At 33.5% G+C, this 11,947-nt stretch carries 12 protein-coding genes; 5 read left to right on the forward strand and 7 right to left on the reverse strand.

Annotated features, from left to right (window positions below; translation table 11 throughout):
• Window positions 1-51: 51 nt before the first annotated feature.
• The 4 genes from OF897_RS05525 (at window position 52) to apaG (ending at window position 5,871) form a co-directional block, all read left to right on the forward strand.
• Entirely contained in the window at window positions 52-1,092 is a 1,041-nt protein-coding gene (locus OF897_RS05525) for an SRPBCC family protein (RefSeq protein ID WP_267264689.1), read from the forward strand.
• Window positions 1,093-1,215: 123 nt separating this feature from the next.
• Window positions 1,216-4,029, forward strand: coding sequence for a 2-oxoglutarate dehydrogenase E1 component (locus tag OF897_RS05530; RefSeq protein WP_267264690.1), 2,814 nt, complete (start codon window positions 1,216-1,218; stop codon window positions 4,027-4,029).
• A gap of 121 nt (window positions 4,030-4,150) precedes the next feature.
• Window positions 4,151-5,401, forward strand: coding sequence for a 2-oxoglutarate dehydrogenase complex dihydrolipoyllysine-residue succinyltransferase (gene odhB / locus OF897_RS05535; RefSeq protein WP_267264691.1), 1,251 nt, complete (start codon window positions 4,151-4,153; stop codon window positions 5,399-5,401).
• A gap of 83 nt (window positions 5,402-5,484) precedes the next feature.
• Window positions 5,485-5,871: a Co2+/Mg2+ efflux protein ApaG gene (gene apaG / locus OF897_RS05540; RefSeq protein WP_267264692.1), complete on the forward strand. Its 387-nt coding sequence runs from the start codon at window positions 5,485-5,487 to the stop codon at window positions 5,869-5,871.
• A gap of 57 nt (window positions 5,872-5,928) precedes the next feature.
• On the opposite strand, the gene OF897_RS05545 is transcribed toward apaG, so the two are convergent.
• The 3 genes from OF897_RS05545 to OF897_RS05555 are packed head-to-tail and all read right to left on the reverse strand — an operon-like array spanning window position 5,929 to window position 8,375.
• A complete protein-coding gene (locus OF897_RS05545; RefSeq protein ID WP_267264693.1) occupies window positions 5,929-6,483 on the reverse strand; it encodes a 3'-5' exonuclease in 555 nt (184 codons plus the stop codon).
• 26 nt (window positions 6,484-6,509) lie between these two features.
• The gene (locus OF897_RS05550) at window positions 6,510-7,496 is read right to left on the reverse strand and encodes a glycosyltransferase family 2 protein (protein ID WP_267264694.1); all 987 of its coding nucleotides are present in this window, start codon (window positions 7,494-7,496) and stop codon (window positions 6,510-6,512) included.
• Window positions 7,497-8,375, reverse strand: coding sequence for a lysophospholipid acyltransferase family protein (locus tag OF897_RS05555; RefSeq protein ID WP_267264695.1), 879 nt, complete (start codon window positions 8,373-8,375; stop codon window positions 7,497-7,499). It abuts the gene before it with no gap.
• Window positions 8,376-8,454: 79 nt separating this feature from the next.
• On the opposite strand from OF897_RS05555, the gene OF897_RS05560 reads away from it, so the two are divergent.
• Window positions 8,455-9,027 (forward strand): thioredoxin family protein, encoded by a 573-nt coding sequence (locus OF897_RS05560; protein WP_267264696.1) that lies wholly within the window; start codon window positions 8,455-8,457, stop codon window positions 9,025-9,027.
• 37 nt (window positions 9,028-9,064) lie between these two features.
• Here OF897_RS05560 and OF897_RS05565 read toward each other — a convergent pair whose 3' ends face one another.
• From OF897_RS05565 to rpsF, 4 genes are all read right to left on the reverse strand, one after another.
• A complete protein-coding gene (locus OF897_RS05565) occupies window positions 9,065-10,426 on the reverse strand; it encodes an aldehyde dehydrogenase (protein WP_267264697.1) in 1,362 nt (453 codons plus the stop codon).
• A 111-nt stretch (window positions 10,427-10,537) separates the two neighbouring features.
• A complete protein-coding gene (rplI, locus tag OF897_RS05570; protein WP_267264698.1) occupies window positions 10,538-11,056 on the reverse strand; it encodes a 50S ribosomal protein L9 in 519 nt (172 codons plus the stop codon).
• Between the two features lie 164 nt (window positions 11,057-11,220).
• Entirely contained in the window at window positions 11,221-11,523 is a 303-nt protein-coding gene (gene rpsR / locus OF897_RS05575) for a 30S ribosomal protein S18 (protein WP_074229140.1), read from the reverse strand.
• Between the two features lie 34 nt (window positions 11,524-11,557).
• Complete coding sequence (gene rpsF, locus OF897_RS05580; protein ID WP_267264699.1) at window positions 11,558-11,899, reverse strand: 30S ribosomal protein S6; 342 nt, start codon at window positions 11,897-11,899, stop codon at window positions 11,558-11,560.
• Between the last annotated feature and the right edge of the window lie 48 nt (window positions 11,900-11,947).

Consider the following 11,947-nt stretch of genomic DNA (forward strand, 5'->3'; position numbering starts at 1 on the left):
AAGAGTGATCAATATATTGGTCACTTTTTTTATTTGTCTTACTTTTGTGCGATGCGTTTTTTCAAAATCATAGCGGTTATTGTAGTACTTTTAATAGGAGCTTATGCGGCTTCCATGTACTATTTTGTGGATGAAAGTAAAGAGTTTACGATTGAAAAAGAAGTAAATTATCCTATTGAAAAAGTTTTTAATCAGTTTAATAATCTACAGAATTTCACACGTTGGAATAATTTTTTCTCAAGTTCAAAAACCATTACGATTGATTATTATTCGCCTTACGAAGGGCAGGGAAGCGCAATCAGTTACAATGATCCGAAAAGTGAAGATGGCGGAGAAATGTTTATTCGTTATGAAAATCCAAACAAAACTTTAAGATATCAGCTTTTTGAAGACGAAGATGAAAATCCGACTTTAATTGATGTTAAATTTACTGTTGTTTCTGCTGAAAAAACAAAAATAAAATGGTTTGTACATACTCCGAAATTGTCGCTTTTATCAAGAGCTCAGAATTTCTGGACGGAAGATAAATTTGCTGAAAACATTGACAAAAGTATGCTGAATCTTAAAAATGTTTTAGGCAATAAAGTTGAAAAAGACAATCAATTAGCTGCGATAAAGTACGACAGTTTGATGGTTGAAAAAGAAGAGGAAAAGATGATTTTGGGAGTCAACGTAAGTGCTTCCAATAAAAAAGACGCTTTGTATAAAAATATCGTGATGAATTACAATAAAGTAAACAATTTTGTGTCAATGGATTTAGGTAAAAAAAATGATGAGGTAGGATATCCTGTCTTGATTACCGATGCCGACAATTTCAAAGACAACGAAGTTTCTTACTTTTTCGGAATTCCATTATCTAAAAAAATAGGAATCTCAGATAATAATTTCAGTTTCAGATCGGTGAGTCCGACAGAAAATTATGTCATCTACTACAAAGGCTCTTATGCGGGAAGAGTAAAAGCGATTCAACAGCTGATGCAGAAAGCTAAGAAAGATGAAATGCGATATGGTGATGTTTATCAGATGTTTATAGAGTCACCTGCGGAAGGTCAAGATGTGAATATGAAAATTTCACTTTCGGTATATAGATGATTTATTCCCAATTATTGATTTTATAATTTTTTTAAAGGTTTGAGACTATCCTAACCCGTTTTTTTTTATTAAATTTGAGGATTAATTCGTTAAACAAAATTTAATAATAGATAAACTGTAATAATGGACAGATTTTCATTCCTAAACGCAGCTCATTCTCAGTTAATTGAGGATTTATACCAACAATACCTAAAATTCCCGGACTCTTTAGAACCATCATGGAAGGCCTTTTTTCAAGGCTTTGATTTTGCATTGGAGAACTATTCTGATGAAGAAGACATCCAGTACATCAAAAATTCGGGGAATTCTGCACCTGCAGTTCAGCAGATTTCGCAGGCTGCTTCGAACGGAGAGGTTCCGGAGCACATCAAGAAGGAATTTAAGGTGGTAAATCTTATTGAGGCGTACAGAACGAGAGGTCATCTTTTCACAAAAACAAATCCTGTTCGTGAAAGAAGACATTACACTCCGACTTTAGATATCGAAAATTTCGGTCTTGATAAATCAGATTTAAATACAAAATTCAACTGTGCCGTTGAAACAGGAATGAAAGGTCCTGCAACTTTACAGGAATTGATTACTCACTTAGAAAATATCTACTGTGATTCTATCGGTGTGGAATACATGCACATCAACAATGTTCAGGAAAAAGATTTCATTAAACAGTGGATTCAGGTTAACGAAAACCATCCAAGTCTTAATGCAAACGAAAAAACTGAGATTTTACTTAAATTAAATCAGGCAGTTGCTTTTGAAAATTATCTTCACACAAAATTTGTTGGTCAGAAAAGATTCTCATTGGAAGGTGGTGAAACGTTGATTCCAGCTTTGGATCAGTTGATTTCAAGATCTTCTCAACTTGGTGTTGATGAGGTTGTTTTAGGAATGGCTCACAGAGGTAGATTGAATGTTTTAACTAATATTTTCGGTAAATCTTACAAACAGATTTTCTCAGAATTTGAAGGAAAAGAATTTGAGGAAGATGTATTTTCAGGTGACGTTAAATATCACTTAGGTTCATCAAAAATTGTTAAAACTGCTTCAGGAGAAGAAGTTGCCATCAACTTGACTCCAAATCCTTCTCACTTAGAAACCGTTGCCGCTTTAGTTGAGGGTATTTGTCGTGCAAAAGTTGACGATAAGTATAAAGATTATTCTAAAGTTTTACCAATCATTATTCATGGAGATGGAGCTTTAGCTGGGCAAGGTATTGCTTACGAAGTTGCTCAGATGATGACTTTGGAAGGTTACAAAACGGGTGGAACCGTTCATATTGTTGTAAATAACCAGGTTTCGTTTACAACTAATTATATGGATGCAAGATCTTCTACTTATTGTACAGATGTTGCAAAAGTTACTGAATCTCCTGTAATGCACGTCAATGCAGATGATGCAGAAGCTGTGGTTCATGCCATTCACTTTGCTGCTGATTTCAGAGCTAAATTTGGGAAAGATGTTTATATCGATTTATTAGGATACAGAAAATATGGTCATAACGAAGGTGATGAACCAAGATTTACACAGCCTAATTTATACAAAACAATTTCTAAACATCCGAATCCAAGAGAAATTTATAAAGAGAAATTACTTAAAGATCATGTTACATCAAACGATGTTATCGCTAAAATGGAAACGGAATTCAAAGCACTTTTAGATAAAGACTTTGATGCTTCTAAAGAAATTGAGAAAAACGTGATGGATGTTTTCATGTCAGAAGACTGGACAAATTATCCAATTGCAAAAAGAGGTGCTGTACAAGATGCTGTAGATACAAAATATGACTTAGCTAAGTTGAAAGAATTGGCAATTAAAATGTCAACACTTCCGGCTGATAAAAAGTTCTTAAATAAAATTACAAGACTTTTCGAAAATAGAATCAAAGCTATTGAAGGGAACAATTTAGATTGGGCTCTTGGAGAATGGTTGGCTTATGCAACACTTCTTGTTGAAGGTCACAACGTAAGAATTTCTGGTGAAGATGTGGAAAGAGGGACTTTCTCTCACAGACATGCTGTTGTAAAAACTGAAGATACTGAAGAAGAATATGTTCCTTTAAAAGAAGTTTCAGACAGCAGATTTGATGTTTTCAACTCTCACCTTTCTGAATATGGAGTTTTAGGTTTTGATTACGGATATGCAATGGCATCTCCAAATACTTTAACAATCTGGGAAGCTCAGTTCGGAGATTTCGTAAACGGAGCTCAGATTATTGTTGACCAATATTTAGCTGCAGCAGAGGAAAAATGGAAGATTCAGGATGGTTTGGTGATGTTGTTGCCTCACGGTTCTGAAGGTCAAGGTGCAGAACACTCTTCAGCTAGATTGGAAAGATTCTTAACACTTTGCGCAAATGAAAATATGGTTGTGGCGAATATCACTTCTCCTGCAAACTATTTCCACTTGTTGAGAAGACAATTAAAATGGTCATTCAGAAAGCCATTAATTGTAATGAGTCCAAAATCATTGTTAAGACATCCAAAAGTGGTTTCTCCGCTTGAAGATTTCTCAAATAAAGGATTCCAGCCAATCTTAGATGATCCAACTGCAGATCCAGCGAAAGTTGAAAAATTAGTATTGTGTTCAGGTAAATTGTACTTCGAACTATTGGCTAAAAAAGAAGAGTTAAATTGTGAAAATGTTGCTTTGGTAAGATTCGAACAGTTATATCCACTTCAAAATGATGCTATCGAAGCTGTTTTTGCTAAATATTCAAACAGAACTTCATTGGTTTGGGCTCAGGAAGAACCGGAAAATATGGGAGCTTGGTCTTATATCTTAAGAAATTTTAGAGATACAGGAATTCAGGTAGTTTCGCCGGTACAAAGCGGTGCTCCGGCTCCGGGAAGTCACAAAATGTTTGAGAAAAACCAGAATGCTGTAATTAACAGAGTTTTTGACAGAGACGATGCTCCTGCTAAAAGACCTGTAACCGCTTAATAAAAAAATAGAAGTTAGAAATTAGAGGTTAGAAATTAGAGGTTAGAAATTAGTCTTTCATCTTTTATCTATTTTATCAAAATCTTAATAAATATCCAATTAAAAAAATAAAAAATACGATATGTCAATTTTAGAAATGAAAGTTCCTTCACCGGGAGAATCAATTACAGAAGTTGAAATTGCAACTTGGCTTGTAAAAGATGGTGATTATGTACAAAAAGATCAACCAATCGCTGAAGTAGATTCAGACAAGGCAACATTAGAATTACCTGCTGAAGAAAGTGGTGTTATCACTTTAAAAGCGGAAGAAGGTGATGTAGTACAGGTAGGTCAGGTTGTTTGTTTAATTGATATGGATGCTGCAAAACCTGAAGGTAATGCTGCTCCTGCTGCTGAAACGCCAAAACAGGAAGAAGCTCCAAAAGCTGCTGAACCTGCAAAAGTAGAAGCTCCAAAACCAGCTCCTATTGCCGCTCAATCTTATGCTACTGGAACTCCCTCTCCTGCTGCAAAGAAAATTCTTGACGAAAAAGGAATTGATGCTTCTCAGGTTTCAGGTTCAGGAAGAGACGGAAGAATCTCTAAATCTGACGCTGAATTAGCTGCTAAACCTGCAATGGGTGGAAGTTCTGTAACGGCTACAGGTGCAAGATCTACTACAACGACTAAACTTTCAGTTCTTAGAAGAAAAATCGCTCAAAGATTAGTTTCTGTAAAGAACGAAACTGCAATGTTGACGACTTTCAACGAAGTTGATATGTCTGAAATCTTTAGACTAAGAAAATTATATAAAGAAGAATTTGCTCAGAAGCATGGAGTAGGACTTGGTTTCATGTCTTTCTTCACAAAAGCGGTTACAAGAGCGTTACAATTATATCCTGATGTTAATGCATCTATCGACGGAGACTTCAAAATTAACTACGATTTCTGTGATATTTCAATTGCAGTTTCAGGTCCTAAAGGCTTGATGGTTCCTGTATTGAGAAACGCTGAAAATATGTCTTTCGCAAACGTTGAAGGAAACATTAAAGATTTAGCAATCAAAGTAAGAGACGGTAAAATTACTGTTGATGAAATGACTGGTGGTACGTTCACGATTACAAACGGCGGTACTTTTGGTTCAATGTTATCAACGCCGATTATTAACCCACCTCAATCTGCAATCTTGGGAATGCACAATATCATCCAAAGACCAGTTGCGGTTGACGGACAGGTTGTTATTCGTCCAATGATGTATGTTGCAATGTCTTATGACCACAGAATTATCGACGGTAAAGAGTCTGTAGGATTCCTTGTTGCGGTAAAAGAAGGTATCGACAATCCTGTAGAAATTCTATTGGGTGGAGACGAAAGAAAAGGTCTTGGATTATAATAATAATTTTTTATAATATCACATAGAATCTCGCCTCCTAAAAAAGGCGAGATTTTTGTATTGAATGTTTTAAATTGAATGAAATGTTTTCTAAAATTACTTCTAATATCAAAGTTTCGGTTATTCCTGAATATGATAGCAAGAACAGTTATCCTTCAGAAAACCGACACGTTTTTAAATACAATATTGTCATAGAAAACGATGGTGATTTCCCTATAAAAATTCTTAAGAGAAAGTGGCTTATTTTCGATGTAGGATTCGGGTTTACAGAAGTTGTTGGCGATGGTATTATTGGATTGACTCCTGAAGTAGAGTCTGGTGATAATTTTGCCTATTTTTCGAATGTAATGCTTCACTCAGGAGTAGGAAATATGAGCGGAAAATATTTGGTTGAAAACTCAAAGACAAAAGAACAATTCGAAATCGACATTCCAAAATTCCATCTACTATCTGAAGTTTTAAGTAACTAAATCAAAAAGAATTTTAATTAAGAACTAATCTTTAATCAAATGCTTCAATGCGGAAAATTATAAAATTTTAATCTTCTGCTTCATATAATCAGAAACTTCATCATTGCTCGTAAGAATCAATTTTTCAAAAGCTAATAACGATATTTTTGCACAAACTTCAGCATCATCTCCGGCTCTGTGATGTTTAAACTTAATATCATGATATTCAGCCAAATGTTTTAAACCATATTTCGGAAGATAATTCCAAGATTTTTTTGCTAACTGAATACTACATAGATAATTCAATTTTGGCGTAAACATTCCGTAATAATCAAGACATCCTCTCAAAACTCCTGCATCAAAACTGGCGTTGTGAGCAATCATTAAAGTTCCATACATCATTTCTTGTACTTCGTACCAAATATCTGCAAAGGTTGGAGCGTCTTTTACATCACTCGGTAAAATTCCGTGTACATCAATGTTTCTAGGATGAAAATAAGGGAAACTTGGTGGTTTTATCAACCAGGTTTTAGTCTCAACAATTTTTGAATCCTGAACAATACAAATTCCCAATTCGCACGCAGAGTTTCTCTCGTGAGTAGCGGTTTCAAAATCTAATGCGCAGAAGTCCATTTTTGAGTGATAAGTTTTGAATTAAATTATTTTCCTCCTAAAAAATGCTTGAAGATAAGCCATTTGGTTTGGTAGTATTCTGATTTTTGATGTTTTTGGCGACGTTTTAAAGTTTCAGGAAGTTGTGTATAGAATCCGAAATGACCTCTCGCAACCGCCCAAAGATGTGAAAATCCATTCTTATAAGCAAAATAGAATGAAGCAATTCCATCTAAACATAATCTGAAAAAGATTAGCCAAATCAGTCTTGGAAAAGGTAAATTTTTCAACATCATCGAAAGATTATTTCTGATGTTTAAATATGTTTTCTGCGCACTTTGTTTATTTAAAGTTCCACCACCAACGTGATAAACTTTCGATTTTCCGGTGTAAAATATTTTCTTTCCTGAATTAATTAATCTCCAACAAAGATCTATTTCTTCCTGATGCGCAAAAAATCTTTCGTCAAAACCTTTCTGCTCCCAAAAATCTTTAAAACGAATAAAAAAACAACATCCTGAAGCCCAGAAAATCTCAGTTTCGTCGTTGTATTGTCCGTTATCTTTTTCCACATCATCGAAAACTCTTCCTCTGCAATACGGATAACCTAAATTATCAATTAAGCCACCTCCAGCTCCGGCAAATTCAAAATAATCTTTATTAGTAAATGATAAAATTTTAGGCTGAATTGCAGTAATTGAGGAATCTCTTTCAAATAAAGTTAAAACAGGCTTAATCCAGTTTTCGGTAACTTCAACATCAGAATTAAGGAGGCAGTAGTATTCTGCATTTATTTTTTTTAAACCTTCATTATAACCACCTGCAAAACCATAATTTTTATCATTGATAATGATTTTTACAGTCGGAAATTCTCTTTGTAAAATTTCAACCGAGTTATCTGTAGAGTTATTATCAATAACGTAAATTTCATATTCTTCAGAAAATTGTATAACGTTTGGAAGAAACTTTTGAAGCCAGTTTTTTCCGTTCCAGTTTAAGATAACAACCGCAAGATTTTTAGAATTTTCTGTCATTTATTCGCCGTCATAAGTTTTTATAGAATCCTGATACTTCCATTTTCTGTGTGACCAAAGATAATTGTCAGGATTTTTTTTGATTGTATTTTCAAGCAAATGATGAAATTTTCTTACCACTTCATTTTTTACAAACTTTTCTCCATCCGGATAAATTCTATGATAATTCACTTGGTAAAAACCTCTTTTCACTTTCTTCATATCACAATAAATGAATATAAGATCCATTCTTGTTGCCAATTTATCATAGCCAATGAAAGCAGGAGTTCTTTGGTTTAAAAATTCTAATCCGTAATTTACGTGAGCAACGTGTGGCGTTTGATCTGCAACAAAAAGATAAATAGTGTCACCATCATTTTTATTCCTGAAAATATTGAGAATTACCTCATTTGCTTCTAAAGGTTCATTTCCAAATTTACTTCTAACCTTTTTCATCTGATCTTCCCAAAAGCTACTGTTCACCTTTCTATAAACAGGGTGTGAATGTTTTTGGGGAGTTACCGGTGCAAAAGCATTCATCCATTCCCAATTGAAAACGTGACCTGCCATGAGAATTATATTTTTCCCTTCAGCTTTAGCTTCATGAAAGAGATGCTGATTAATATACTGTATTCTTACACGCGTTTCAGTTTCTGAAATACTGAAAGATTTTATAGTTTCAGCCAAATAATCTGAGAAATTTAGATAGAACTTTTTTCTGATTTCAGCAATTTCTTCATCAGATTTTTCAGGAAAAGAATTTTTCAAATTTTGGGTAATTACTTTTTTTCTGTATCCTACGATGTAGTAATTCAGGAAGAAAATAATGTCTGAAAATATATATAATATTTTCAGAGGAATTTTTGAAATCAGGTATAATATTTTAATCAGGAAGTTCATAAAACAGGCAAATTTACGGATAATAAAATTATGGTTCTATTTTTGCTTGCAAATACTATTATTTTTTTATTTTTATATTATGAAAAAATTGATGTTAACGGCTTTTCTTGGATTGAGTTTCTTGGGATTTTCTCAAGATTTGAAAGTAGAGCCTAATGTGAGAGATAAAGATAAAACTTTGCTGGTAAAAACAGACCATGCAGAACTAGATGCGAAGAAAAAAGCAGCAGAAGAGAAAGCGAAATTACCCAAACCTTACGATCCTAAAGCTAATGCCGAGGAAGATATTCAACAGTTAATTGCAAATGCAAGAAAAGAAGGCAAAAATGTAATGATTCAAGCGGGAGGAAATTGGTGTATTTGGTGTTTGAGATTTAATCAATATGTACAAACTACTCCAGAATTGAAGAAAATCGTTGATAAAAATTTTGTTTACTATCATTTAAATTATTCTCCGGATAATAAAAATGAAAAAGTTTTTTCTCAATATGGAAATCCGGGCGAAAAATTTGGTTATCCTGTTTTCATTGTTTTGGATGGAAGCGGAAAAATGATTCATGTACAGCAAAGTGATGTTTTGGAGGAAGGAAAAGGCTACAGTTTAGACAAAACGAAAGAGTTTTTCGAAAAATGGTCTCCATCAAAATCTTAAAAATGCAAACCGAGAAAGTCTTCTCGGTTTTTTTATTTTACATAAATCTTTTTATCCAGCTTAATTTTTTCTCTGAATAAGGAGGGTATTTTATATTCGGTTCACCCCAAGTTGCTCTTTCTAAAACAGCTTTTTGATGTGAGAAAGTTTCAAAACCAAATCTACCATGATAATTTCCGATTCCGGAATTTCCGACGCCTCCGAATGGCAGATTTTCGTTTCCTAAATGCATCATCACATCATTAATACAACCTCCTCCAAAAGATAATTTTTGAGTAAAATTTTCTTTTTCTTCAGAATTATTGGTGAATAAATAGGCTGCTAAAGGTTTTTCGTGTTCTAAAATTTTGTTTAAAGTAATATTAAAATTAGTAAATGATATAACGGGCAAAATCGGTCCGAAAATCTCCTCCTGCATCACTTCATCATTCCAATTGATATTTGTTAAAATTGTGGGCTGTATGTAAAGATTTTCAGCATTAAAATCACCTCCGAAGTAAATTTTATCCTTATTGATTAATTTAATGAGTCGTTCAAAATTCTTTTGATTGATAATTCTCGTATAATGATCAGAATTAGGTTCATATTTAAATTCTTGAATATACTTTCTAAGCATTTCCAGAAATTGTTCCTGAATGGATTCTTCGACTAATAAATAATCGGGCGCAACACAGGTTTGTCCGGCATTTATAAATTTTCCCCAAACAATTCTTTTAGCAGCAACTTCAAGATTGGCATCTTTTGTAATAATTGCGGGAGATTTTCCTCCTAATTCTAAAGTAACCGGAGTTAGATTCTCTGCAGCAGCCTTGTAAACAATTTTCCCAACTTTAGTGCTTCCAGTGAAAAATATTTTATCAAATTTTAGTTTTAAAAGTTCTGTCGTTTCATCAATTCCACCTTCATAAGCATACAAATATTCCGGCGGGAAATTTTCATTGATGATTTTTACCATTATTTTCATTGTATTTTCAGCAATTTCACTTGGTTTTAAGACACAACAGTTTCCGGCTGCCAAAGCTGCAACAATAGGAGAGAGGGAGAGTTGATAAGGATAATTCCAAGCTCCGATGACCAAAATATTTCCTAATGGCTCAGAATGAATTCTGCTTTCACCAAATTGATTGACAAGATTGGTACTTACTTTTTTAGGTTTTGAAAATGAGTTTAAATTTTTCAGATAATATTTAATATCATTTAAAATAAAGGAAATTTCTGTGGTAAATGTATCAAATTTAGACTTTCCGAAATCTTTGTCAATCGCTTCGTACAAAAGGTTTTCGTTTTCTACAATCAAATCCTGAAGTTTTTCAAGATACATTTTCCTGAATCTGATATTCTTCGTTTGTTGTGTTTTAAAAAACTCTTTCTGTTTTGATACGATTTCCTGAATTTCCATAAATAAAATTTGAAGAGTTTATAGCAATTCTTTTGCCTAAATAAGGTTTATAAAACAAAAAACCACTTCAAATTGAAGTGGTCTGTATTTTAGAGAAAATCTCTATAAGTCTTAAGCTTCTTCAGAAGGAGTTTCTTCTACTTTAGCTTTTGGAGCTGGTTTAGGAGCTGCAACTACAGGAGGTGCGTCAGATACGATGTCGAATTCGAAGTTGTACTCAACATTTCTATGTAATCTGATGTTTGCAGTTACTTTACCAGTTCTCTTAATAGTGTTTCCTGGGATTTTGATATATTTCTTGTCAACAGTAACTCCAGCTTTAGCAAGAGCAGCAGAAAGATCTGAATTGTTGATAGATCCGAATAATTTGTCACCAGAACCTACTTTTGCAGGAATAGTGATAGAAGTTTTCTTCAACTGATCTACTACACCGTTTGCTGTAGCGATTAATTTAGCTTCTTCTTCTTTTCTAGCTTCCAAAGTAGCTTCAAGAGCTGCAATGTTTTTAGGAGTAGCTAAAAGAGCATAACCTTGGGGTAACAAGAAGTTTCTTGCATAACCTGGCTTTACATTTACTGTGTCGAATTCAAGACCTAAGTTTTCTACGTCTTTTTTAAGAATAATGTTCATTGTTGTTGTCCTTTTTTTAGATGTTTAGAGATTAGATGTTAGAAGTTAGATGTTAGACATTGTCTGCTATCTGAATCTGTTATCTGAAATCTAAAATCAAGTTAGAATTAATATGTATTCAGCAACAAAAGAAGAGATTGCTCTCTTCTTTTATTTATTTTGTCTTATTTTAATAAGTCAGCTACGTAAGGCATCAAAGCTAAGTGTCTAGCTCTTTTGATCGCAGAAGAAACTTTTCTTTGATATTTCAAAGAAGTCCCAGTATATCTTCTAGGTAAAATTTTACCTTGCTCGTTTACGAATTGTAATAAGAAATCAGCATCTTTGTAATCAACGTGCTTAATTCCGAATTTTTTGAATCTACAGTACTTTTTATCAGTTTTTGTGTTGATATCAAGTGGTGTAAGGAATTTTACTTCAGATTCTCCTCCAGCTGAGGCTTGTTTAGCCATATCATCTATTGCCATGTCTTGTCTTTTTTAATTTTGGGTTAATAAATAATTAAGCTCTTGAAGCCTTGATTTTAGTTCTTCTAGTTACAGCGTACTCTACAGCATGCTTGTCTAGTTTTGTAGTAAGGTAACGAATTACTCTTTCGTCACGTTTGAATGCCAATTCTAAATCAGCAACTACAGTACCTTCACCTTTAAACTCGATTAAAGTGTAGAATCCGTTCTTTTTAAGTTGAATAGGATAAGCTAATTTTTTTAATCCCCAATTTTCTCTAGTGACAATTTCACAGTTCTTTTCTTTCAAAAGATCTACATACTTGGTCACTGCTTCCTCCACCTGAGCCTCAGATAGAACGGGAGTTAAAATGAAAACAGTTTCGTAATTGTTCATAATGTTAAATGAATTTATTAATTATTTCGAGGTGCAAAATTATGAATT

This window comes from Chryseobacterium formosum, from assembly GCF_026460885.1.
GTDB lineage: Bacteria > Bacteroidota > Bacteroidia > Flavobacteriales > Weeksellaceae > Chryseobacterium > Chryseobacterium formosus.